Raw genomic sequence first — 23,643 nt, forward strand, 5'->3', positions numbered from 1 at the left:
CCAGACGAAGCCGCGGGTCACCAGCAGACAACAGGCTGACACAGCTGCGACAGACAAGACAGTCGCTGTGTGACGTGTGCCAGATGTGTGATATTCACACGCTTGGAACGGAACGGCTCACTCGGCGGCCTTCGTCTGCACAGCGTTCAGCAGTACCTCAGTCCCGGTGACGATGTCATCCCATTCGGTGAATTCGCTCTCGCGATGGCTGATTCCGTCGACGCTTGGAACGAAAATCATGCTCGTCGGAGCTATCTTGTTGAGGTAGTTCGCATCGTGGCCCGCGCCGCTGACCAGTCGCGTGTACTCACAGCCGACCGTCTCGGCGGCCTCGACGACTGTGTCAATGCAGCCCTGATCGAACGGGTCCGCGTCGACCCGCATTATTTCCTCTATCTCGTATTCAAGGCCTTCGCGCTCGGCCGCGTGGGCGACCTCTTCCCTGATCTGTTCGACGGCCGCGTCGACCACAGCATCGTCGTACGAGCGGAAATCGAGCGTGAATTCCACCGTCTCGGGGATGACGTTGATAGCGTTTGGCCACACGTCGACACTGCCAACTGTCCCGACGAGGTCCGTTCCTTCAGTCGCTGTGATCCGCCGGACTGCGCGGGTTACGTCCGCCGTCGCCACGAACGCGTCGTGGCGCATATCCATCGGTGTCGGCCCGGCGTGGTTCGCTTGGCCCTCGAAAGTGACGTTCAGCCAGGAAAAGCCGAACACGCCTTCGACAGCGGCGACTGGGATGTCCTGCTGCTCGAGAAACGGCCCCTGCTCGACGTGCATCTCGAAGTAGCAGTGGATGTCATCCGCTTCACAGGATGTTTCGCCCTTGTAGCCGATGCGTTCGAGTTCATCGCCGAACCGCCTGCTCTCCTTGTCCTCGCGCTCGTACGCGTAGTCGAGGTCGAAGATATCACAGTAGACACCGCTGCCGAGCATATCCGGCTGAAACCGGACGCCCTCCTCGTTGCTCCAGTCAACGACCTCCAGTGGACGTTCGGTCGTCACGCCGGCGTCGTTGAACGCCTCGATGACTTCCAATCCACCGAGGACGCCGATAACGCCGTCGTACCGCCCGCCGTTGTACTGGCTGTCGATGTGTGACCCGAACAGAACCGGCGCGGCGTCGCTGTCAGTTCCGTCTCGCCGACCGAAGATGTTGCCCATCGTATCGATACGGACCTCCAGCCCGGCCTCCCGGAACCACTCGACCAGTGTGTCGCGGGCCGCCTTGTTCTCGTCGGACAGGCTCGGCCTGTTCACGCCGCCCCGTTCTGTCGCGCCGATCTTGTTGAACGTATCGAAGCGCCGTCTGAACCGCTCGCTATCGAGACTGACGGATGGCATTGGGTAGCTGTTCCGCGGTGTCGTCTTGAAGATTGTGTCGGGGTGGCCCCACACAGATCGACAGACACGGTGTGGCACGCGCTCGCCCCCTGTCACACACGGTTGAGACCACCGAAAGAGCCAAACGACCGTTCCGCGAGTCAGCAGACATGACCGAGCTGAGTGCCGCGTCCATCGCGTTCAGAGACGCGCGGGTGCTGGACGGGAGCGGTCGCCCTCCGTTCACTGCGAGCGTGCGTGTCGCCGACGGTCGAATCGACGCTATCAGCGAAGCCCCGCTTGCGGCCGACCGCGTTGTCGACCTCGACGGGTCGTATCTCGCACCGGGGTTCATCGATATGCACGCACATTCGGAGCTGCGGCTTTTCGAGAATCCCGGTGCCAGGGAGAAACTGACGCAGGGTATCACGACGGAGGTCCTCGGACAGGACGGGGTCAGCGTCGCTCCGGTGCCGCCGAACCTCACCGACGAGTGGGCGGAACGGGTCAAATCACTCGACGGCACGCTCGGCGAAACGTGGCCCTGGCACACCGTCTCTGGCTATCTCGAAGCGCTCGAATCCGTCGAGCCTGCTGTCAACTGTGCGTACTACGCCCCACACGGCAACATCAGGTCGATGCTGGCCGGATTCGAGGACCGCCCACTCAGCGGTGAACACGTCGTCGCCGCCGGACCAGTCACCGGTCAACGGCTGGACAGACCGAAGTCAGACCACGACACAGCCCCCGGTGAGCTCGATGCGATTCGACAGGAACTCGAAGTAGCGCTTGAAGAAGGCGCGTTCGGCATGTCCAAAGGGATGATATACCCCCCGAGTTCGTATGCCCGCGACGACGAACTGGTGGCGCTTGCGGATACCCTCGCCAAGCGTGACTCGTTTATGATCTCTCACGTCTGGAACGAGACGGACCGTGTGGTCGAATCTATCGACCGGTATCTCGATATCTGTCGCCGCGGCGGCTGTCACGCCCACGTCTCACATCTCAAGGTCGGCGGCCAGCAGAACTGGGGGGACTCCGAGGCTGTGCTTGACCTGTTCGACGACGCCGTCGACCGTGGTCAGCGGGTCACCTTCGACCAGTATCCGTACACCGCCGGGTCGACGATGCTTACCGCGCTGTTGCCGCCGTGGGCACGGCAGGGCGATTCAGAGGCCATCCGGCACCGCCTCAACTCCGCGGCTGTTCGCGACCGCATCGCCGCTGATATTTCCCAGCCGGGTGACTGGGAGAATCTCGCGTACGCCGCCGGGTCGTGGGACAATATCCTCATCACACGGACCGGGAGCGGCCGCTATCAGGGTGATACCATCGCGGACATCGCCGCCGAGATGGACCGCGAGCCGGTCGACGCGATGTGTGAACTACTCGTCGCGGAGGAGTTGGACGTGACGATGGCCGACTTCGTGATGGCCGAAACTGATATCGAGCGGTTTCTCGCGGACGACCGTGGTACGTTCTGCACGGACGGCATCTTCGGCGGAAAGCCCCACCCGCGGGCTATCGGGGCGTTCAGCCGCATCCTCGAACGGTACGTCCGTGAACGGAACGTGCTCTCGCCGGAACTGCTGGCGTACAAAGCCGCAGGCAACCCGGCTGATATCCTCGGCCTCAGGGACCGCGGTTACGTCCGTGAGGGGTACATCGCGGACCTCGTGGCTTTTGATCTCGACTCGGTGTCGGCGAACGCGACCTACGAGAACCCGTTCCAGTTCTCCGACGGGATGGAGTACGTCCTCGTCGGCGGCGAGATTGCCGTTCGGGACGGCGAACTGACCGGCGAGCGAAACGGCGACGTGCTCCGCTCCTACGAGGAATGGGGTGGTGCGACTCGCCCCGAACTTGACCGCGCTGCTGATGACTGATTGATCGGGCTGACGGCTCTGACCGACCGTATAGCGACTTGCCAATCCGACCGCTTGCTACCGGCAGGACGGTGTTGAGGGAACCGGAATCGTCGAACCGGGGCTTCCTTACTCCGGTACTTCGCCTTCGACAGCGTCGACGAAACTGTTCATCTCCTGGAACAGGAACTCGTCGCTCTCGCCCTCGAACGGCGAACCGGCCCAGACATCGAGTTCGCCGTTGACGATTTGTTCTTCCGTCTCGGCGACGGTGTCTTTGACCTCTTGGGGGACCTCCGGTCCCCACTCGTCGAGCGTGGGCAGGTTCGTCTCCATGCCGCCCCAGAAGGCATCGGCTTCCCAGGTTCCGTCCCGGACTGCGGAGACGGCCGGGCCGTACACCTCTTCCCAGTTCCACACTGGTGAGATGAGGTAGTTGTCGCCGCCGAACTCGCCCATCGGCGCGTTGTAGCCGGAGGCCCACACATCCGCCTCGTTTGCGGCCCTGACCGGAGCGGGGGAGTCCTGCTCTTGCGAGATGACGTCACACCCTTCATCGATAAGCGAGTTGGCCGCCTGCTTTGAGGTCTGGGGGTCGAACCACGCGTTGACCCACCGGATTTTGAATGTCGCGTCCGGGTTCACCGACCGCGCGCCGAGCGCCATCGCGTTGATGGAGCGAATGACTTCGGGGATCGGGAACGCGGCGACGTAGCCGATGGTGTTGTTCTCGGTTACCATCCCGGCCGCCTGCCCGGCGAGATACCGGGGCTGGTAGATCCGGCCCATGTACCGTCCCATGTTCTCCCGGGTGCGATAGCCGGTCGCGTGTTCGAAGTACGTGTCGGGGTACTGTTCCGCAATGTTGAACATCGGGTCCTGGTAGCCAAACGTCGTCCCGAAGACGATGTCAGCATCACCCTGCGCGTACTGCTCGAAAACGCGTTCCGAGTCCTCTGGCGCGACAGCTTCCGTGTACTCGGTTTCCAGCCAGTCGTACTCCTCGTCGACCGTCTTTCGCCCCTCGTCGTGAGCCCAAGACCATCCGAGGTCGCCCACCTCTGAGATGTACACCCAGGCAGCCGTGACGGAGTCCGACCCGGAGCCCCCATCGCCGCTGGTCGTCGTGCCGTCAGCCGTGTCTGTGTCGTCGCTTCCACCACTACAGCCGGCTAGTGCGGTTACTCCTGTCGCCCCGAGGGCACCCAGCATCTCCCGCCGCGATATCGTTCGGTTGGTATTCACCATTACTGAACTGGGTAGAGGTAGCGGAAACTCCTACTTAAGCGATACCATTCTTGACCGTACAGCGAACGAACACATCCGGAAAAAATTGACCGAAAATCCCATTCACGCTTGAATAATGTTACGAACGTTGTTATATTCACTCGAGAGCCACAGCAACACCCAGGCGATTACTGTCGTCGGAGACCGGTGGCGGGGTCAGTTGGGGACCTCGCCCTCGACGGCGTCGACGTAGCTACTCATCTCTTGGAAGAGGAACTCGTCATTCTCGCCCTCGAACGCCGAACCGGCCCAGACATCCAGTTCTCCGTCAAGTATCGCCGACCGCGACTCCGAAACGGTGTCTTTCGCTTCCTGTGGCACCTCTGGCCCCCAGTCGTCTAAACTACAGATACCCGACTCGATGCCTTCCCAGTATGCATCGGATTCCCAGCTGCCGTCCCTGACAGATTCGATGGTTGGACCGTAGAACTCCTCCCAGTGCCAGATCGGGGACGTGAGATAGTTCTCACCGGCGATGTCGCCCATCGGGGCGTCGTAGCCGGTCGCCCAGATACCCGCATCGGAGGCTGCACGGAGTGCAGCGGGGGAGTCCTGGTGCTGGGCCATCACGTCGACATCCTCGTCCAGCAAGGCGTTTGCCGCCTCGCTCTCGGTCGGGGGGTCGAACCAGGAGTTCGTCCATCTGACCTTCAGCGTCGCGCTGTCGTTGACAGACGCGGCTCCGAGCGCGTAGGCGTTGATACCGCGGATGACCTCCGGAATCGGGAACGCCGCCACGTATCCCAGCGTGTCTGTCTCCGTCACGGTCCCGGCCGCCTGCCCGGCGAGATACCGGGGCTGGTAGATCCGGCCCATATACCGCCCCATGTTCTCCATCGTCAGGTAGCCCGTGTTGTGCTCGAAGTACGTGTCGGAGTACTGCTCCGCCACGGACGCCATCGGGTCCTGATACTCGAACGTACAGCCGAAGATGATATCGGCATCACCCTGTGCGTACTGTTCGAACACTCGCTCGGAATCGGCTGGGGCGACAGCCTCGGTGTACTCGGTCTCTAGCCAGTCGTACTCTTCTGCGACTGCCTTCCGCCCTTCGTTGTGGGCCCACGACCAGCCGAGGTCACCGACCTCCGAGTTGTACACCCATGCGGCGGTAATCGAATCCATGCCGTCACTGCTGGTCGCAGTACCGTCACCAGCCCCGCCGTCGCCGGTGTCGGTGGTTGCCTCGCCATCGCCCCCGTCACCACCACCGCTACAACCGGCTAACCCGGTTATTCCTGCCGCGCCAAGTGCTGTCAGTAACTCCCGTCTCGATCTGGTATGTTTCTTGTCAACCATTAACTAACCGAATAGCCATTTCGGAAACAATCACTTAAATTGTTCCGTTCACGCAGCTTTCTCTCTCCTATTTTCCAAATATGTGCCACAAAAGTATCCCTATCAAATGGTAACTGAATACAATATGAATTATATGTTCATCCTGCTGGGTATCGCGACAGACTGAGTGACCGTTAACAATGGACACCAGCACACAACAACTGATACTTGGCAAATGTCCGGCATTTCCCGTGCTGGACGGCGAATATGGCTACCTTTGGAAACAATTATGCCACTACATTGTTGATACCCGGCCAAGACCACAGAGCATGTCCGAACACACCACGCTCAGGATGGAGGGGATTCTGAAGGAGTTCCCTGGGGTCGTCGCCAACGACCACGTCAACCTCTCCGTCGAGCGCGGGGAAATCCACGGCCTCCTCGGCGAAAACGGCGCGGGAAAGAGTACGCTGATGAAGATTCTGTACGGGCTTTACTCGCAGGACGCCGGCGATATCTATCTCGACGGCGAGCGACTCGATCTGGGGTCCCCACAGGACGCCATCGACGCCGGCATCGGGATGGTCCACCAGCACTTCATGCTGATTCCACGCCTCACAGTCGCCGAGAACGTCGTACTCGGTGAACGTGAGCCGGCCACAGCGTTCCGCGGCGATGCGGAGGACAGCTGGCTCCCGGCGGCAGTCCGGAACAACAGTCTCGTCCAATCGCTCGCCGGACAGTTTTCGCTAGGTCTCGATGTGCCCGAGCAACGGATTCAGGATTTGGCCGACCAGTACGGGTTCGACATCGACGTGAGCGCAAAGATCTGGGAGCTTGATGTCGGCCAGCAACAGCGCGTCGAGATACTCAAGGCGCTGTACCGGGATGTCGACCTCCTGATTCTCGACGAACCCACGGCAGTCCTCACGCCGACCGAGGCTGAGCGGCTCTTCGACTCGCTCGAACGGCTGACCGACGAAGGACTCTCGATAATCTTCATTACGCACAAGCTCACTGAGGTCGACGCCATCGTCGACCGGGTGACGGTGCTCCGGGAGGGAGAAAACGTTGGCACCGCCGAGTTGTCGTCAGTCTCCCGGGCGGACCTCGCGGAGATGATGGTCGGTCGCGAAGTCCTGTTCGAAATAGACAGGGAAGCGATCGACTTGGGCGACCCAGTTTTACGCGCACGCGGGGTCGAAGCCACCGACAATCGAGATATCGAAGCGCTCTCGGGTATTGACCTGACGGTTCGGCAGGGCGAAATCGTCGGGATTGCGGGCGTCAGCGGTAACGGCCAGAAGGAGCTCGCGGAGGTCATGGCCGGCATTCGGGACGTGACGGCCGGCGAGCTAGTGGTCAACGGTGAAGACATTACCGGCGCGAAACCGAAGACGTTCGTCGACAGCGGCGTCTCGTTCGTCCCCGAGGACCGGCTCCAGTACGGCTGTGCCGAGGACCTCTCGGTGATGCACAACGCCACGATGAAAGACTTCAGGGACAGCCGGTTTGGCGACCGGCCGTTTCTGGACTACGGGGAACTCCGCGACTACGCCGAAACACTGGTCGATGAGTTCGATGTCCGCGGCGTCAGCGACGTGACTGAGACACAGGCCGGCGACCTTTCCGGGGGGAACCTCCAGAAACTCATTCTGGCGCGGGAAATCTACCGCGACCCGGACCTCCTCATTGCGAACCAACCGACCCGCGGCGTCGACGTCGGAGCAATCGAGTTCATCAGGGAGACGTTGCTCGAACAGCGCAAGGCAGGAACGGGTATCATCCTCCTCTCGGAGGACTTAGACGAGATATTCGACCTGAGCGACAGGATTCTCGTCGTGTACGAGGGTGAGTTCGTCTACGAGACGACACCGGCCGAAGCCGACCGGGAACGGATCGGTCTGGAGATGACCGGTGGTGGTGGAGACGACGGCAAGACGGTTGCGCCGCCCCAGCACGGAGCCACACAGGAGAGTGAGAGCTGATGAACGTCGCAGTAACCGTCGATGCGCGCGAGGACATTCCGGCCTGGCTCTCCTACGGGACGCCCGTGTTCACCGTGCTGGCTGCACTGGCGGTGAGCGCTATCGCGCTGGTCGTCCTCGACGTGAACCCTGTCGCGGCGTACACGACGATGTTCGTTGACACGCTCGTGACCGAGTTCGGTCTCAGTGAGACGCTAACAAAGGCGGTTCCGCTGATCCTCACGGGTCTGGCGGTGTATCTCCCGTTGAAAGCAGGCCTGTTCAATATCGGTGCCGAAGGACAACTCGTCGCCGGCGCGCTTGCAGGGACGTGGATCGGGCTGAACGTCTCGCTCCCGGGCCTCGCACTGATTCCGCTGATGTTCGTCGCTGCAGCCGTAGCCGGCGGTATCTGGGCTGGTATTCCGGCGTACCTGCGTGCGAAGTGGGACGTCAACGAGATCATCACGTCGCTACTGCTGACGTTCGTCGCGCTCGAAATCCAGAGCTACCTGCTCCGGGGACCGATGCAGGGCGGGACCGGGAACTTCCCGCAATCAGACCGGTTTTCCGAGGCCGCGACGATTCCGGAACTGTTCGGCGGTGTCCACGCTGGGCTGCTCGCCGCCCTCTGCATGGTCGTCGTGACGTATGTCCTGATGACGAGAACGCGACTCGGGTTCGAAATCACGTTCGTCGGCTCGAACGACGAGGCCGCCCAGCAGGCCGGGATGAGCAAGTTCTACGTGTATCTGCTCGTGTTTGTCGTCGGGGGCGCGTTCGCGGCCATGGGCGGCATCAGCGAGATCGCCGGCGCACAGGGTCGATACCGTGCCGGGTTCGAACCCGGATACGGCTTTACAGCCATTCCCATCGCGCTGCTCGGTCGCAACAGCGCGTTCAAGGTGATGCTCGCTGGCCTGTTTTTCGCCGTGCTGTTCGTCGGCGGGTCAAGCATGGAAGTGGCATTCGGTGTGCCCGCGGCGCTGGTCGAGATCATCCAGGCGCTGGTCATTCTCTTCCTGATCACGGCGGAGTTTTTCAAGAGCTACCGTGTCGGTATCGACCTAAAACGCGGGCCAGCGGAGACGCCAGCCCAGCCACAGCGGGGTGACGACTGATGGTGAGCTTCATCGCCGGCCTGCTCGATGCGACTGTTCAGGCGGCGACGGTGCTTCTCCTCGCTGGGATGGGCGAACTCATCAGCGAGCGGGCGGGCGTCCTCAACCTCGGCGTCGAGGGCATGATGCTGGTCGGCGCACTCGGGGGATTCATCACGACCGTCCTCACGGGGAGCCACTGGCTCGGATTCGGCGTCGGCATCCTCCTCGGGATGGTGCTGGCGCTGGTCCACGCGTTCCTCTGTATCACGCTGAAGTCGAACCAGGTCATCAGCGGCGTCATGCTGACGCTGCTTGGGACCGGACTGACGACCTTTTTCGGCTCCGGCTGGGTCGAAGAATCGATCAGCGGCTTCCCGCAGATAACGTTCCCGCTCGTCGGTCAGTACCTTGTCGGTATCCCGGTCATCGGCGAGGCCCTCTTCCGGAGCACGGCAACGGACTACCTCGCGCTCGGCCTGCTGGTCGTGGTCTGGTACTCCCTGCACCACTCGAATCTCGGGCTGGAGATGATTGCTGTCGGTGAGGACCCGGAGATGGCGGACACGATGGGCGTGTCCGTGTTCAGACTGCGGTACCTCGCGGTGCTCATCGGCGGCGGGTTCGCTGGCGCGGCCGGCGCTCACCTCTCGCTGGCCTTCTCACAGCTCTGGGTCCCCGGCATGACCGCGGGCCGGGGCTGGATCGCTGTCGCGCTGGTTATCTTCGCGCAGTGGCGGCCCCGCCGGATGCTCGTGGGGGCGTATCTGTTCGGGCTGCTCGACGCGCTCCGCATTCGCTCCCAGTCGATCTCGTTGACGCTTGGCCCCGATGCGCCCCTCGCGGGCGTCATCAATCCCATCGTCGAGTTCCTCATGACGCCACAGATCATGGGGACGTACCCGTATCTGGCGACGATTATCGTGCTGGCGTACGCCGTCATCCGGACCAAGAGCGACCAGCTTGCCGTCCCCTCGGCGCTGTTGCAGTCCTACAGTCGCGAGACGGACTGAGCGGTCCGCGACGCGGGCCAATACCGGCGGCCACACCTCCCACAGACCGTGTGTGTGGCCAAATCTATTTATCGGTATTCGGAGAATCCAGCATGTCTCATGAGCGCCAATCAGGTCTTCGAGAGAGGCGACCGTGTCGGTATCTACTTGCAGGACAAACACTCGCTAGAAGAGAACGTCGAACTCGTGCAGTACGCGGAAGAGCAGGGCATCGACGAGATATGGCAGGCTGAATCGCGACTCGCACGCGACGCCGTCTCCCCGCTCGGCGCGTACGCCGCGGTCACCGATGACATCAAACTCGGGACGGGTGTCATCAACAACTGGACGCGCAACGCGGCGCTGATCGCACAGTCGATGAGCACGCTCGAGGAACTCGCCGGCCCGGACCGCATCATGTGTGGTATCGGGGCCTGGTGGGACCCGCTGGCCGAGAAGGTCGGTATTGACCGCAGTGGCGCACTCCGGGCGATGCGCGAATGTGTCGAGGTGACACAGGACCTGCTGGACATGGAAAACGTCACCTATGACGGGGAGTTCGTCCAGATGCGGGACGTGGAACTGGACGTGGTCCACGGCGACGACGGGCCGCGAACCGTCCCCGTCTACGTTGGCGGGACCGGCTTCAAGATGCTGGAACTCACCGGCCACTTCGCCGATGGGGCCCTGTTGAACTACCTTGTCAGCCCGGAGTACAACGAGAAGGCCCTTGACGCACTGGAGACCGGGGCGGAGCGTGGTGGTCGCTCTCTTGACGACATCGACCGGCCCCAGCTCGTCGTCTGCTCGATGGACCACGACGAAGAGAAAGCCCTGGACAACGCCCGCGAACTCATCACGCAGTACCTCGGGCAACAGCCACACATCATGAAAGCCAGCGGCGTCAGCCAGGACCTCATCGACGAGGTGGGTGAGACCATCGGCGGGTGGCCGGCCGACAAGGACGACATCAAAGAGGGCATGCACCTCATTCCGGACGACGTGGTGCACAAACTCACCGCCAGCGGCACGCCCGAACAGTGTCGGGAGAAAGTCCGGGAGTACGCAGAGACGGGCTGTCAGTGCCCGATTCTCTATCCGCTTGGCGACGACCGGCGGCTGCTGATCGACGAGTTTGCGGACGGCTACCTGTAACCAGGGACGGCGCGCAGCCACGCGGCACAGACCCCCCTTCCTGTTGTTAATTGTGGTTGAGACGGGATACTCGCTCCCTCGTGGTGGCGCAGACGTACTGCCGACAGTATCAGTCGTCGTCGACCGGCGGTGCGCCCGCTCCCGTCTCGACAGGATCGGGTTCCAGTCCTGCGGTGTACTCAGTTGGCCCGGTTCCGACACTCCCGCCGGGGAACACAATATTGAGAATGAGGGCGGCCATCCCACCGGTGACAAGTGCGGACCCGAACAGCGTCTGTACCTCAGACGGGAAGTTCTGGAGGATTTCAGGGCGGAACGCGACGCCGAGGCCGAGCGCCATCGACATCGCAAGGATGGTCGAATTGCGGTGGTCTAACTCGACGTTTTGCGTGATGAGGCGTGCGCCCGAGGAGAATATCATCGCGAACAGGATGAGCGCGCCGCCGCCCAGCACGGCGTCGGGCATCGCCGAGACGACTGCGCCGACTTTCGGGATAAATCCGAGTGCAAGCAGCACGACGCCCCCGATGCCGGCGACGTACCGGCTGGCGACGCCGGTGAAGTTCACGAGGCCGACGTTCTGCGAGAACGACGTGTTCGGGAGCGCGTTGAACACCGCACCGAAAACGCTCATGACGCCGTCAGCGACGAGGCCGCCACGGATTTCCTCGCGCGTGGCGTTCCGACCGGTTGCGGATACTGTCCCCGAGATGTCCCCGATAGTCTCCATGCCGGTAATGATGTAGAGGAAGGCCACGGTGACGACGGCGCTTGGCTCGAAGGCGAGGCCGTACTTGAGCGGAACGGGAACCGTCACCCAGCCGGCAGCGGCGACTGCCGAGAGGTCAACCACACCTAGCGCAAGCGCGGCGAGGTAGCCGACGATGATGCCCACGAATACGCTGATGACGCGGAGAAAGCCCTCGAAGAACTGGTTCAGCCCGACCGTGACTATCAGCACGAGCCCCGCGAGGCCGAGATTCACGAAGGAGCCGTATCCCTCCGCTGATGGGCCGGCCGAGGCCCCCGCGGCGTAGTTCATGCCCGTGGGGATGAGCGTCAATCCGATGAGCATTACGACGATACCGGTGACCAGCGGGGGGAAGAACCGCCGGAACCGGTCGAACGAGACGCCCATGATGACCTCGACCGGCGCGGCAAGCAGTGACGCGCCGAAGACGGCGGCGATACCGAACTGGTTGCCGATGCCGATAAGCGGCCCGAGAAACGCGAAACTGGTCCCCATGACGACCGGGAGCCGCGCGCCGACGGGGCCGACCGGGTACGCCTGAACGATGGTCGCAATGCCGGCGACGATGAGTGCCATCTGGACGAGAAACGTCGTCTCCCCTGTGACGGAGCCGACAGCCCCGGCAAGGATGAGCGGGGGCGCAACGTTGCCCAGAAACATCGCGAGCACGTGCTGGATGCCGAGTGGAATCGCCTTCCCCAGCGGCGGTTTGTCTTCGATATCGTACAGTACGACTGACTGCTGTTCTGCCTCTGGACCGCTCATGGGACGCCATCCAGTCCCCTATCTTTTCAATCCACCTACTAGAATCCTTATATCAATATATGTGTTTAACTCTGTCCGAGATACCTATTCGAATGTCTCACTAATTTGTGATACTCGTTGGATATGCGTCCTGCTACACTTTGCAACTGCAACTCCATCGACTCGGAAGTGTATTGAAACTGATCGCAAAATGGCAGTGTGCGGGCCCGTGTCGGGGCAACTGTCCGGTCGTCAGTCGTCGGCTGCGGCTTCTTCGGCCGTGCCGTACAGACCTTCGACCTCTGCGATTTCGGGGTCGATTCGATCCACCCCGCCGGTCGCCTTCTCGGCGCTTTTCGTGTCCTTCAGGCCGAAGCCGGTGGACACCACGACGACCGTTTCGTCCTGTTCGATGATTCCCCGGTCGAGCGCCGTCTGAACGCCCGCGATAGGCGCTGCTCCCGCCGGCTCGGAGTAGATTCCTTCGGTGCTGCCAAGTAGCGTTTCGGCTTCCAGAATCTCTTCATCGGAGACCAGCACGCTGGTGCCACCGCTCTGTTCCAGCGCGCGGCAAGCCTTAATCGTGTTCCGCGGCCGTCCGACTGCGATTGAATCGGCCAGCGTTTCGGCGATATCGTCGATATCCTCGTGGTTGTGGAAGGCGTCGTGGATCGCCGACGCCCCTTCGGCCTGAACCCCTAGCATTTTGGGGTGGTCATCGACGTAGCCGAGGTCGTAGAACTCCTTGAACCCCTTCCAGGCCCCGGCAATCGTACAGCCGTCGCCCATCGAAAACACGACCCAGTCCGGGACGTGTCCGCGGGCGATAGACTGGTCTGCGAGCTCGTGGCCGACGGTGCGCTTGCCCTCGACCTGGAACGGATTGATAGCCGCGTTGCGGTTGTACCAGCCGTACTTCTCGGTGACCTCGACGCTGAGGTCGTAGGCTTCGTCGTAGTTGCCGTTGACAGCAAGGACATCCGCGCCGTAGACGAGCGGCTGTGCGAGTTTCCCCGTCGGGGCGTCACCGGGGACGAAAATACGGCAGTCCATCCCCCCGCGGGCGGCATAGCCCGACAGTGACGCGGCGGCGTTCCCGGTGGAGGCGCAGGTGATGATATCGCGCCCGGCGTGTTTTGCTTTCGTGACCGCGATAGCGCTGGCGCGGTCCTTGAAGCAGCCGGTCGGGTTCCGTCCGTCGTCTTTGACCAGTGTCTCCACGCCCAGCGCAGCGCTGAGATTCGGCGCGTCGAAGAGGTCCGTCCCGCCCTCGTTGAGCGTCACGATATCGGCGTCCGCTGCGACTGGCAGAAACGCCTCGTACTTCCATTGACTTGCGATCGGCCCGCCGAGGTCGCCGTCAAACGCATCATCGATAGCATCGTAGTCGTACGTCACCTCGAGAATTCCCTTCACGCCCTCGTGTTCGGGACAGGTGTAGATGATCCGGTTCGGGTCGTACTCTGCCCCACAGAGTGTACACTCGAGGGTTGTGACTTGCGTCATGCCCATACTACTTCCTCAGTACAACTGGGTATAAAACCGTACTGTGGCTTCAGCCCGATTGTCAGGCGATCCCCCTCTGTTGTGGCTGACACACCTTCACACACTGGCCGCACACGCCACACATCTATTTGTGAACTGGCTATCAGGTCAATGGACGGCAAAACGCTACAACGGGCGGTTCAGGAACTGGCCCCGGCCCGCCGTTGACCGAACCCTGTGGTCCTTTGCGACAATCTCACCGCCAGCGATGACTGTGTCCACGCGCGCGCTCCAGTGCTGTCCCTCGTATGGCGTCCAGCCACCGACGAACGTGTGGTCGTCGGCGGTAACTTCGTACTCCTCGTCCCGGATGAGAACCACGTCCGCATCTGTGCCCTGCTGCAGTGAACCTTTTCGGGGGTAGATGCCAGCACTTCGGGCCGGAGCCGCGCATACGAGCTCACAGAGCCGTGGCCACGAAAGCCGACCCTTGTGGACGCCCTCACTGACGAGGAACTCGACCATTGTTTCGACGCCCGGGAGGCCGGCGTATGGCTCCCAGATGTCATCCCAGCCGACATCCCGAGTTTCGCGGTACGTCGGGAAGTGGTCCGTGCCGATGAGGTCGATCGTCCCGTCCTGAACCGCATCCCAGAGCCGCTCCCGCTCGGCATCGGACTTGAGGCTTGGATTGACCTTCAGGAACGGTCCCTTGTCGGCAACGTCCTCCTTCGAGAAGGCCAGATACTGCGGACAGGTTTCGAGCGTGACTGGGACGTTCGCTCGCGATTTGAAGCGGCCGGCCTCGCGTGCGCCGCTCCCGCTTGAGATGTGGACGACGTGCAGCGGGCAGTCGGCGTATTCCGCGAAATAGCCCGCCCGAGAGATCGCGTCAAGTTCGGCTTCGAGCGGTCGTGAACCCATGTACACCTCAGGGTCATCGCTGACGATAGTCGACCGCGCGTCGTCAAGGAGTCCCTGCGTCTCGCAGTGGACGCGAACTGTTCCGCCGGCATCGCCGACGTGCCGCATGAGTGCTGCGATGGACGCGTCACTCGCCAGATACGGGTCAGCGGTAAACGTTTTGAAATCCGCTACTCCGGCGCTCATGATGCCAGACACGTCGATATCGGGGTCCTGAATATTGCCCGCAACGAGGCCGAAATCGATGTGGGCCAGCGTCGAACACGTCTCCGCTTTCCTCTGTATTGCCTCCGGCGTCGTGACGGGTGTCTGGGTCGGTAGCTCGATGACTGTCGTCACTCCACCGGCAACCGCACTCGCGGTCTGGGACGCGAAATCGATACCATCAGGAAACAGTTCGTCGTCGTGCATGTGTGTGTGCACGTCGGTAGCGCCCGGGAGCGCGACCATGCCGTCCGCGTCGATGACGGTGTCCGGATTACTGGGGGTTGGGACCGCCGACGCCGGACCAGCAGCGTCTATCGTTCCGTCCGACATCGTGATTTCACCGTGCTGGACACCTGATGCCGTCACCACCTGTGCGTCTTTAATGTGAATGTCTGTCATGATAGAACAGCCCGGGCGAATGACGAAAACAGTTGGTGTGTGAGACGCCACATCCGTCGCACACGGTGGTTGTGAGAGAGTGGCTGCTAAGGCTGTTCTGGGGCGGAGTAGCTTTTAGTCAGTTGCTGATATCCCCCAACCTGTGATACTGAACGCAGGGACGCTCATCACGATGGACGATGAGCGCACGGTCCGGTCAGAGGTACATGTCGTTGTCGAGGACGGTGAAATCGTCGCTATCGAGGACGGGTACGCCTCGGGCGACGAGGTTGTTGACGCCACCGAGGAAGTTGTCATCCCGGGGTTGGTGAACTGTCATACCCACATGTACGCACTCCCGATTCGCGGCGCGCCGCTCGCTGCGTCACCTGAGAGTTTCTACGAAGCGCTCGTCGACATCTGGTGGAACGTCGACGAGGCGTTTACCGAACGTGACGCTCGCCTGTCCGCACTGGGTTCCTCTGTCGAGATGCTTCAGAGCGGCGTCACCACCTTCTGTGACAACTACTCCGGGCCAAACACGCTGCCGGGCGGTCTCGACGCCGTCGCAGAGGGTGTCGCACAGACACCGATCCGCGGGATGATTACGTTCGAGACGACAGCCCGAAACTCCGAAGCCCAGGCCAGAGATGGAATCGCGGAGAATCAGCGGTTCATCGACGAAGCGGAGGACCAGTACGACACCGTGTCCGGCCACTACTGCCTCCACACGCTGTTTACCAACACCGAAGACATCGTTGCGGAGTGTGTCGACCGGGCTACCGATGACAACCGTCCCATCCAGATCCATCTTGAAGAGGGACTGGTCGACGTTCACGAATCCATCGCCGACTACGGGGAACGACCGGTGTTCGCGCTCGAAGACATGGGCTTTTTCGATGCTGAGGTCATCGCTGCCCACTGCGTCCATTCCACCGAGTCCGAAATCGAAGTACTTGCAGAACACGACGTTAACGTTGCTCACAATCCCTATTCCAATATCAACAACGCCGTCGGTATCGCCGATGTCGAAACGATGCAAGCCCACGAAATGACAATCGGGCTCGGTGACGACGGGTGGGATCCGGATATGTTCGAGACCATGCGTTCAGCCGTCGGTATCCACAAACTCAAGCAGCGCAACCCGAGCGGCTTCGACATGGCCACCGCCCTCGAATGGGCGACAATCGGCAGTGCGGCGGTGCTGGGGATGGATGACGCTGTCGGCAGTATCGAGGTCGGCAAACGCGGTGATTTTGTCACGCTGGATCTGGGGCCGAACCCGGTGCTGGACGGGAGTGCACCCTACTACGTCGTCAGCGCTGCAAGCCGTGCGGACGTTACCCGGACGATAATCGACGGAGAGTCTGTCTACGACCAGCAATCAGGCGTCACTGGCGTCGATGACTCGGACATGACTGCTGTCGGCGATGCCAGTGCCGAACTCTGGGAACGACTGTAGGGCGGTCACCAAACGGAGATGGTTTCAATTCGCTGTTACTGGGGGTCCTACTGATATACACCCTAAGGGTGTAAATATAATCTGCTGGTACATTCTGGAAAGTGCAGTCTATGAACGCAATTTTATTCACACTCTAAGGGTGTAAAATGGCAGGCAATATTTCGCTATCGCAGTCAATGTGCACATTCTGTACACACGGTATTTTGACTGTAGCGTGGTCGAGGGACCAAATCTGTCTCTTTCGTCCATTGTGGCAAATTTCTCCGCTTCCCGTATGTAATAGTGGGACTGTGAGCGTGGATGACATATGGTAGTTAGTGACGCCTTTGAGACGTTCACGCAGGTACTCGAATGCCTAGATTCGTCTGACACTGAGGTCAAATCGGTTTCAGTCAGGGGCCAGACAACCGCGGATAACGACGAGATCAGTGCCGACCTGACGCTCGCGACGCCGGTATTCGGTGGCGTATCGATACATGATGACGTCTCCGTCGACGCTGAGGAGTTTGATGTGATTGATAAACGGATCGAGATTGACGTGACGGTTACCGTCCCTGTTGGAACCAACATACCGGTCCCATCAGGCGATCAGGGGGACACGTCCAACGAACTGGCGGAAACCCTCTCGCAGTCGGATTCCGTGCCAGCGTACAAGGACCCTGAGGCACTCCAGGCAGCATACGATGCCTGCGATACGTTCCCGGAGATGACCGAGGCGCTTGATGCCGACGTGACTTCCGAAACTGTGCGCCGGTATATGGTGGAGTACGATATCCACGACCCGACGGACACGACGCCACAGGCAGGCGGACTCAGTCTTGCAGACGTGCAGGCAGAGTCCGATACTGACACCGATGCAGGTCCCGATGCCGGGTCAGACCCTTCTGACGACAGGGTGAGCGACAACAGTCAACCCGAAGAACCGGACGGACTGGGTGCCAGATCTGTCGCTGACCTGCTTGCCGAGGCTGACTCGCAGGACAGCGACGACAACCTTGTTGCGGATGGACTCGGTATCTCTCAGGACGTGACCGTGGCCCAGCTCGCTCAGACTGTTACCCAGTCCAACTCTCTGGACGAGGTGACCCAGCGTCTCGATCTGAGCCAGACACATGCACGGAGACTACTGTCAGAACTGGACCTCCTCGACCTCGTCACTCATCGACTGGCAGCCAACCAGATACGTGTCTCGAACGCCGAAATCAAGCGGCGTATCTCTGCTGCCAGTCATTAACGGCCCTCTACGTGGTGATTGTGCGCGAAGGTTAACCATCATTATAAAAGGAAACCGTTTTTGCAGCTTGGTTTGAATGTGTGGCAAATGGCAACTATCCGCGTACGTGATTGGACAAAAGAACAGATAGAGAAGATACGTGACACGGAGTCGCACTCCTCGCACGATTCGGTTATCAAGTCACTACTGAAAGACCGAAAGTTGGCCAAATACGCGGATGATGCCGCAGAGGCCGCTCCGGAGTCGATATCCGAGTCTTGGACGAATGAACCTGACACTGCGTTTGATGACCTGACTGTGCTCGGTGAACTGTCCGGTGCAGACAACGGGGTGTTGTTTCTCTGGTGTCCCAATTGCGGAAACGAACTGGCGCACTTGACTGCGGATAACCCACTTGGCCTGTCCGTGTTCGAGATCGAATGCCAGCGCTGTCTCACCCATCTTGACCGACACGCTATCGTTGCCATCGAAATCGGTTATCCGATCGAGCAGAAACTGGTTGAGGACTGTCTGCAAGACGACCTCAAGAAGTGTGTCGTGGACTACTGGGACCGGACACTCGATTCCGCCGCTGTGGGAGCGCTTGATGCCGATCTTGACCCGGCACATCTCGTCTGGCAGTTCGACCAGTATCTTCGGCAGTTCTCATGGCAGTGGCCTGCGGATGTCCCCGTTGTCGGCTTTGCCACGGGCGAAACCTATCGCAACACCACCACCGGTGAGTACCTCGAAGTTATCGAACCAGTCTCAGAGAACCGAAACGCAATGGATTCGTTCAAGATACGACGGTACACCGGCGACCCAGAAACCCACGACAGTGAGACGGAAATTCTCGATAGCACTACCGTTGTCGATCACATTGTTAATCGGCGACTTCTAATCCAAGCCCGTACCGACTCGGAGTCACTACCCGAGTCGACTGAACCGACAACGTGACCAGCGCAATTGGTCTGCATAGATATCTTTCGACTTCAGTTCTTCACAGTCTGAGTAAGCTCACACACGACTTAGATAGACGAAGTGATATTAAAACAAGAGAGAAATAGCCAAGATAGCCTTCTACAAGTCATATTTGTAGCCGGATTGTCGAAATATAGTCCCACAGTGCTAATATCTTGCCCTACTTTGAAAACAGATACTGCGTATTAGCTGGTCTCGTCTGTTGGACGGGAACATCGAAGGCACACAACGCTCTCTGCGACCCAGTTCACATCTGTCGAGCCACAGTGTGGGCAGCGGTGGTGGTCGGTGTCGTACTCCGTCGTCCCCCGAGGGGTCGCAAGGAAGCCGTCGTTAATGACCTGCTGAATAAGACTTGGGAACCGCTGGCGTTTGACGACGGCTCGCTGTGCGAGGAACCTGCCGGGGTCGCCCGGGTCTGTGCCATGGAGGTCTTCCCAGGGAAGAGCGATTTCGCCGTTGGCGGGGCCACGGGCGACCTGCTGGATGAGCGTTGCAGCGGACTCGAACAGCGGCGTCGTCCCCCACGCCTGCGGGTTGTCAATAGCACTTCCAGCGTCTTTGTAGGCTGATTCCGCCTCGCGGTACGCCGCCTCGACACCGTCGAGCCCTGCAACGGTTCGGAAATCCGCGACGAACTCATCGAGACAAGCGTGCTGAACCGGATGCTCGAGCCCGTTGGTCAAATCCTTGGCCACGGCGACGCCCTCGACGCCACGACGGGTGGCGCGTGTGTCGTTTCCGGCGACACGGTAACAGACCGCGCTTGTTGCGAGGTACTGAAGCCCGTCACCGACCCAGCCCTTCTCGTCAGCACCGAACGGCTCAATGCCTTCTCGCGGGTCCGAGAGAACACGCCACCCAGCCCGCGTGTATTCGTCTCCAGCCCGCCGATAATCGCGGTCAGCGATAGCAGCGACTGCTGCCGCTCGGTGTCCTGCATCCTGTGTGCGCATGAAGCCCTTACGGGGTACGCCCTGACAGGCTTTCGCACCCAACAAATCGGTATCACAGTCGGCCTGAACCGTCAGACAGAATACAGCCCCGCCCTCTCAGTGGTACATGGAGTCGGTACCTCTTGTTACGGCGCTTACGGTGTCATTTCGGTTTGTTATCGGGGTGGTTGCCGCTGTCGCCGCGACGGTTGTGATGGATCTGGTAATGGCCAGACTGCCGGAAGGCGAAACACCGCCGTTCATTGCCTCCGGTGTGTTAACAAACAGTGTTCCAGCCGACGCGCCGGGTCGGCTTGCGAACGTCGTCCATTACATCGCTGGCTGGTTGACTGGGCCGTTGTTCGTCTGGATGCTTCTCACCAGCGAAGGCCTTCTCGGTGGCCAGTCAATACTCGCGACAGTCGTCGCTGCTGCGGTCCTCTATTCGCTGATGGTCGGCTTCTTTGTCTTTGTCGTGCTCCCACGTTCCCGACTGCCGTCGGCTCGGATGGCGGATATCCGACGGGACTGGGCGATTTCGGCGGCTGCGTATCTACTCGTCCTCGTGCCACTCGTCGCACTCGGGTCTCGGATCGTCTGACCTGAGTTGAAGCGCAATCCTCTTTGGCTGAACGGTAACCGGGGTGTTTACTGCCCGCCTGACGGCGCTCACTCGCCGACCGACAGCGTGCCGTCCGGCCCCACCTCACCGACTTCGCCGGTGTGATACCAGTCGTCCCGAAGCGTTTGTGAGCCAGTCTGGCCGTCGTCGAGGAACCCACCGAGGACGGTTGGCCCACGGATCAATAGTTCTCTGTTTTCGGAGACAGCGATTTCAACGCCCGGCATTGGGTCGCCAATCGACCCCTGGACGAAGGATTCTGCCGGGTTCAGTGCGCCGACACCGGTTGTTCCGACCGAACCGTATAGCTCGCATACCGGAACGCCAAGCCCCCGGAAGAAGTACAGCAGATGGTCGTCGAGTCGGCCAGTCCCGGAGAGAGCGTAGGTGAGGTTTGATAACCCCGCTTCTTGCCGCAGCGGCTTGTACACGAGCCGGTTGGCGGCTCTGTATTTCAGCGGCGTTCCCTGGCCTTCGACGATACCCTCTCCGTAGGACGCCACTCGACCGCCGACCTTCCGTTTCATCCAGCCCATGTCACCCAGACGGTCCTGTATCGTCCCGTAGAGCTGCTGGTACATCTTCGGGACACCGACGAGCACCTCCGGCTCAACAGCCGCGAGTTGGTCGACAAACTCCTCGGCCCCGAGGTATGCGACGGCACTCCCGGTCGCCCAGAGGTAGTATGTCGAAACACGCTGATAGATGTGTGCCAGCGGAAGCGAACAGGTCCCGGTCGCTCCGGGACCGGTAGGAAGCGCCTCGCGGAGGCTCTCTGCTGCCGCCAGAAGATTTCGATGTGTCAGCGCACAGCCGGCCTTCTCTGCGGGGGAAGCCACGTCAAACGCGACTGTCGCAACCTCGTCACCGTCCGTCTGCAGACCGGGCAGCACTCTCGCCTCAGCAGTCGGTAAGTCCTCGAAATCGAGCACGGTTTCGACGGCCATCGCGAGGTCGTCGGCCACGTCTCCCGCTGCCACGAGTCCGGTTGCGCCGGTCCGCTCGATAATCTGGGCTGCCCGGTCGTCGCTCGCGGACGGGTAGAGTGCAACCGGGACCAGCCCGGCGAAGTGACAGGCCAGGTCGAGCACGGACCACTCGTATTGGGACTGTGCTCTGATTGCCAGTCGGTCCCCGGGGCGCAGTTCCGTCGATAGGAGGCCGCCCGCAACTGCCTTCGCCCGCTCGGCCAACTCTTCGAAACTCCGTTCGACGAACTCGCCGTCATCTCGGACGAGCGCCGCGGTCCGGTCCCCGTGGTCCGAAACGATGTCTTCGAACCAGGACGCTACTGACCCGTCCGGGACCGAAAGCGAGGCTCCGTCGTAGATGTCGCTGTCGAGGCGCACACCGGCGTCCTCGCTCTGGCGATCAACTGGGACGGGGTCTTCTGATGCCGTCCGGTCATGATAGAGCTGCCCGGGTTCGTACTCGTAGTCGTCACTGACCTCTGTCTGGAAGTAGTCAGCGTAGTTCTGGTCCTCGTCGCCGGCGGCGATGTGCGCATCGAGCCAGTCCCGGGCAACTGTCAGGACCTCCATCGTGACGTACTCCCCGTTTTCGTGTTTCTCGCGGAGTTCTTGCACCTTGTCGGCGAACTCTTCGTGCATCTCACGGTGATTGTAGAAACAGTCGCTGCAGTCCATGGCGTAGCCACAGTTCTGCATGAACTCTTCCTCGTCACCGAAATGGTACTCCGTGTAGCGTTCAAGTTCCCGGAGAATGTCACCAACCTCCTCCTCGGAATGGCCCTCGTTCATCGCCGTGTGGAGGTCGTTCAGCAGCCCGAACAGGCGCTTGTGCTGTTCATCGAACCGCTCGATATTCGTGCTGTACCGTTCGTCATCCCACTCGGCGAACTCCCCTGTCGAATCTGTGCCCATACCTGTTCTGTTACCCATTATTTGAAAAGCAACTCTCACGTTCTCACCGAATGAAAATGCGGTCTGCTCTCCAAGTAGTTGCCAGATAACGTTGCATCCGGGATGCGAGAATTACGTGACGAAGCGGTCGTTGATGTCCTCACTGACAACGGAATCGGCGTGCTGGCGCTGTCCGGCCCGACGGGGGCGGCCCCGTATCCGTTCCCGGTCGCGTTCGGGTACGACCCGGCGACGGATAGCCTTGCGTTTCACCTGTCAGAGAGCGACGATAGCCAGAAACACCGGTATCTGACCGCGGACGCCACCGTCGGGTTCATGGTGTACGAGGAAACCGAGCCCAAATCGGTCTGGCGAAGCGTCGTGGTCACGGGTGAGCTGGTAGAGACGACGTACGGCGAGGTAGAACCGGCCCTTGCCTCGCTGGCCAGCAACACACAGTTCGCCCCGAACCCAGTCAGCTGGGACGACACATCGACGACGACGCCGTACGAACTTCGAATCGACGACTGGTATGGACGTGAATTCCGAGTCGGGTGAAACCGGTGTTGCAATCCACTAACAGCAGCGGGTATCGAACTCCTCTGGAGCGCTGTATTCGCTGCTCCGCGTCGCGGCTTGTGTTCTCACTTCTCGGGAACCAGCGCACGTAATTATGTTGTGAGGCCCGTATCTACAAACAGAGGTGTTCCAGATGCTACCGCCAACAACTGCGCTACTCCAGCACGGACCGATGGGGCCCCACGGTGGGGGAATGGGTATGGGCACGACTCCGGTCGGTTGGTGGCTGCTGCTCGCAGCGTTCATCATCGCTGTTGTGGCGATAGGGGGCCTGCTGTACGTGCAGCTACAGCGCGAGGCGACGGTTGAGCCGGATTCACTGGAAACGCTTAAACAGCAGTACGCATCCGGTGAGATTGACGAGAGCGAACTTGAAACGCGGGCTGACCGCTTGCTCCAGCACGAGTCATAGGCCACGACACTGGCAGTTTTCAGCCGCTGTTAGTTGGCGGAAGGAGCGTCACCCGTAGCAGCGTAAACTGTGTCACCCTGCTTGCGCCCACGACTGCCTGACACGCACTTCGTGG

General features: G+C 60.8%; 19 protein-coding genes. 11 read left to right on the forward strand and 8 right to left on the reverse strand.

Annotated elements, in window-relative coordinates; translation table 11 throughout:
• Positions 1 to 117 precede the first annotated feature (117 nt).
• Entirely contained in the window at positions 118 to 1,350 is a 1,233-nt protein-coding gene (locus RR_RS03375; RefSeq protein ID WP_011222665.1) for a Zn-dependent hydrolase, read from the reverse strand.
• Positions 1,351 to 1,499: 149 nt separating this feature from the next.
• Here RR_RS03375 and RR_RS03380 point away from each other — a divergent pair, with 149 nt between their 5' ends.
• Positions 1,500 to 3,215 (forward strand): N-acyl-D-amino-acid deacylase family protein, encoded by a 1,716-nt coding sequence (locus RR_RS03380; protein WP_011222666.1) that lies wholly within the window; start codon positions 1,500 to 1,502, stop codon positions 3,213 to 3,215.
• Between the two features lie 108 nt (positions 3,216 to 3,323).
• Here the strand turns inward: RR_RS03380 and RR_RS03385 are convergent, their stop codons facing one another.
• Complete coding sequence (locus RR_RS03385) at positions 3,324 to 4,442, reverse strand: BMP family ABC transporter substrate-binding protein (protein ID WP_011222667.1); 1,119 nt, start codon at positions 4,440 to 4,442, stop codon at positions 3,324 to 3,326.
• A gap of 195 nt (positions 4,443 to 4,637) precedes the next feature.
• Positions 4,638 to 5,780: a BMP family ABC transporter substrate-binding protein gene (locus tag RR_RS03390; RefSeq protein WP_004965470.1), complete on the reverse strand. Its 1,143-nt coding sequence runs from the start codon at positions 5,778 to 5,780 to the stop codon at positions 4,638 to 4,640.
• 308 nt (positions 5,781 to 6,088) lie between these two features.
• Between RR_RS03390 and RR_RS03395 the strand changes: the two genes are divergently transcribed.
• From RR_RS03395 to RR_RS03410, 4 genes are all read left to right on the forward strand, one after another.
• Positions 6,089 to 7,747: an ABC transporter ATP-binding protein gene (locus RR_RS03395; RefSeq protein ID WP_049938571.1), complete on the forward strand. Its 1,659-nt coding sequence runs from the start codon at positions 6,089 to 6,091 to the stop codon at positions 7,745 to 7,747.
• Positions 7,747 to 8,847 (forward strand): ABC transporter permease, encoded by a 1,101-nt coding sequence (locus RR_RS03400; RefSeq protein ID WP_004965466.1) that lies wholly within the window; start codon positions 7,747 to 7,749, stop codon positions 8,845 to 8,847. Before RR_RS03395 ends, RR_RS03400 begins: the two co-directional genes overlap by 1 nt.
• The gene (locus tag RR_RS03405) at positions 8,847 to 9,839 is read left to right on the forward strand and encodes an ABC transporter permease (protein ID WP_011222669.1); all 993 of its coding nucleotides are present in this window, start codon (positions 8,847 to 8,849) and stop codon (positions 9,837 to 9,839) included. Before RR_RS03400 ends, RR_RS03405 begins: the two co-directional genes overlap by 1 nt.
• Before the next feature lie 99 nt (positions 9,840 to 9,938).
• Positions 9,939 to 10,973 carry an LLM class flavin-dependent oxidoreductase gene (locus tag RR_RS03410; RefSeq protein WP_004965462.1) on the forward strand — a complete coding sequence of 345 codons (1,035 nt, stop codon included), beginning with the start codon at positions 9,939 to 9,941 and terminating at the stop codon, positions 10,971 to 10,973.
• A 109-nt stretch (positions 10,974 to 11,082) separates the two neighbouring features.
• Here the strand turns inward: RR_RS03410 and RR_RS03415 are convergent, their stop codons facing one another.
• From RR_RS03415 to RR_RS03425, 3 genes are all read right to left on the reverse strand, one after another.
• Positions 11,083 to 12,489 carry a uracil-xanthine permease family protein gene (locus RR_RS03415; protein WP_004965460.1) on the reverse strand — a complete coding sequence of 469 codons (1,407 nt, stop codon included), beginning with the start codon at positions 12,487 to 12,489 and terminating at the stop codon, positions 11,083 to 11,085.
• A 231-nt stretch (positions 12,490 to 12,720) separates the two neighbouring features.
• Positions 12,721 to 13,980: a threonine synthase gene (gene thrC / locus RR_RS03420; RefSeq protein ID WP_004965458.1), complete on the reverse strand. Its 1,260-nt coding sequence runs from the start codon at positions 13,978 to 13,980 to the stop codon at positions 12,721 to 12,723.
• Between the two features lie 159 nt (positions 13,981 to 14,139).
• Positions 14,140 to 15,483: a dihydroorotase gene (locus RR_RS03425; RefSeq protein ID WP_011222670.1), complete on the reverse strand. Its 1,344-nt coding sequence runs from the start codon at positions 15,481 to 15,483 to the stop codon at positions 14,140 to 14,142.
• Between the two features lie 142 nt (positions 15,484 to 15,625).
• Between RR_RS03425 and RR_RS03430 the strand changes: the two genes are divergently transcribed.
• From RR_RS03430 to RR_RS03440, 3 genes are all read left to right on the forward strand, one after another.
• Entirely contained in the window at positions 15,626 to 16,924 is a 1,299-nt protein-coding gene (locus RR_RS03430) for an amidohydrolase family protein (RefSeq protein ID WP_049938574.1), read from the forward strand.
• A gap of 307 nt (positions 16,925 to 17,231) precedes the next feature.
• Positions 17,232 to 18,158, forward strand: a complete 927-nt coding sequence (locus RR_RS03435; protein ID WP_007190613.1) for a hypothetical protein — start codon at positions 17,232 to 17,234, stop codon at positions 18,156 to 18,158.
• Positions 18,159 to 18,245: 87 nt separating this feature from the next.
• Entirely contained in the window at positions 18,246 to 19,094 is an 849-nt protein-coding gene (locus RR_RS03440; protein ID WP_011222672.1) for a hypothetical protein, read from the forward strand.
• 209 nt (positions 19,095 to 19,303) lie between these two features.
• Here the strand turns inward: RR_RS03440 and RR_RS03445 are convergent, their stop codons facing one another.
• Entirely contained in the window at positions 19,304 to 20,074 is a 771-nt protein-coding gene (locus RR_RS03445) for a hypothetical protein (protein WP_007190612.1), read from the reverse strand.
• Positions 20,075 to 20,180: 106 nt separating this feature from the next.
• Here RR_RS03445 and RR_RS03450 point away from each other — a divergent pair, with 106 nt between their 5' ends.
• Positions 20,181 to 20,654, forward strand: a complete 474-nt coding sequence (locus RR_RS03450) for a hypothetical protein (protein WP_004965445.1) — start codon at positions 20,181 to 20,183, stop codon at positions 20,652 to 20,654.
• A gap of 68 nt (positions 20,655 to 20,722) precedes the next feature.
• Here RR_RS03450 and RR_RS03455 read toward each other — a convergent pair whose 3' ends face one another.
• The gene (locus tag RR_RS03455; RefSeq protein WP_049938576.1) at positions 20,723 to 22,558 is read right to left on the reverse strand and encodes a bacteriohemerythrin; all 1,836 of its coding nucleotides are present in this window, start codon (positions 22,556 to 22,558) and stop codon (positions 20,723 to 20,725) included.
• A gap of 102 nt (positions 22,559 to 22,660) precedes the next feature.
• Here RR_RS03455 and RR_RS03460 point away from each other — a divergent pair, with 102 nt between their 5' ends.
• Both RR_RS03460 and RR_RS03465 read left to right on the forward strand, forming a co-directional pair.
• Positions 22,661 to 23,095, forward strand: coding sequence for a pyridoxamine 5'-phosphate oxidase family protein (locus RR_RS03460; protein WP_007190609.1), 435 nt, complete (start codon positions 22,661 to 22,663; stop codon positions 23,093 to 23,095).
• Positions 23,096 to 23,315: 220 nt separating this feature from the next.
• Positions 23,316 to 23,528 carry an SHOCT domain-containing protein gene (locus RR_RS03465; RefSeq protein WP_049938632.1) on the forward strand — a complete coding sequence of 71 codons (213 nt, stop codon included), beginning with the start codon at positions 23,316 to 23,318 and terminating at the stop codon, positions 23,526 to 23,528.
• Positions 23,529 to 23,643: the final 115 nt, after the last annotated feature.

Source organism: Haloarcula marismortui ATCC 43049 (genome assembly GCF_000011085.1).
In the GTDB taxonomy this organism is placed as follows: domain Archaea; phylum Halobacteriota; class Halobacteria; order Halobacteriales; family Haloarculaceae; genus Haloarcula; species Haloarcula marismortui.

Coding starts and splice junctions, on each gene's coding strand:
- RR_RS03405 (WP_011222669.1), top strand. CDS start 8,847: ATGGTGAGCTTCATCGCCGGCCTGCTCGATGCGACTGTTCAGGCGGCG.
- RR_RS03425 (WP_011222670.1), bottom strand. CDS start 15,483: ATGACAGACATTCACATTAAAGACGCACAGGTGGTGACGGCATCAGGT.
- RR_RS03410 (WP_004965462.1), top strand. CDS start 9,939: ATGAGCGCCAATCAGGTCTTCGAGAGAGGCGACCGTGTCGGTATCTAC.
- RR_RS03375 (WP_011222665.1), bottom strand. CDS start 1,350: ATGCCATCCGTCAGTCTCGATAGCGAGCGGTTCAGACGGCGCTTCGAT.
- RR_RS03465 (WP_049938632.1), top strand. CDS start 23,316: ATGGGCACGACTCCGGTCGGTTGGTGGCTGCTGCTCGCAGCGTTCATC.
- RR_RS03395 (WP_049938571.1), top strand. CDS start 6,089: ATGTCCGAACACACCACGCTCAGGATGGAGGGGATTCTGAAGGAGTTC.
- RR_RS03445 (WP_007190612.1), bottom strand. CDS start 20,074: ATGCGCACACAGGATGCAGGACACCGAGCGGCAGCAGTCGCTGCTATC.
- RR_RS03435 (WP_007190613.1), top strand. CDS start 17,232: ATGGTAGTTAGTGACGCCTTTGAGACGTTCACGCAGGTACTCGAATGC.
- RR_RS03460 (WP_007190609.1), top strand. CDS start 22,661: ATGCGAGAATTACGTGACGAAGCGGTCGTTGATGTCCTCACTGACAAC.
- RR_RS03385 (WP_011222667.1), bottom strand. CDS start 4,442: ATGGTGAATACCAACCGAACGATATCGCGGCGGGAGATGCTGGGTGCC.
- RR_RS03450 (WP_004965445.1), top strand. CDS start 20,181: ATGGAGTCGGTACCTCTTGTTACGGCGCTTACGGTGTCATTTCGGTTT.
- RR_RS03455 (WP_049938576.1), bottom strand. CDS start 22,558: ATGGGCACAGATTCGACAGGGGAGTTCGCCGAGTGGGATGACGAACGG.
- RR_RS03400 (WP_004965466.1), top strand. CDS start 7,747: ATGAACGTCGCAGTAACCGTCGATGCGCGCGAGGACATTCCGGCCTGG.
- RR_RS03415 (WP_004965460.1), bottom strand. CDS start 12,489: ATGAGCGGTCCAGAGGCAGAACAGCAGTCAGTCGTACTGTACGATATC.
- thrC (WP_004965458.1), bottom strand. CDS start 13,980: ATGGGCATGACGCAAGTCACAACCCTCGAGTGTACACTCTGTGGGGCA.
- RR_RS03440 (WP_011222672.1), top strand. CDS start 18,246: ATGGCAACTATCCGCGTACGTGATTGGACAAAAGAACAGATAGAGAAG.
- RR_RS03380 (WP_011222666.1), top strand. CDS start 1,500: ATGACCGAGCTGAGTGCCGCGTCCATCGCGTTCAGAGACGCGCGGGTG.
- RR_RS03390 (WP_004965470.1), bottom strand. CDS start 5,780: ATGGTTGACAAGAAACATACCAGATCGAGACGGGAGTTACTGACAGCA.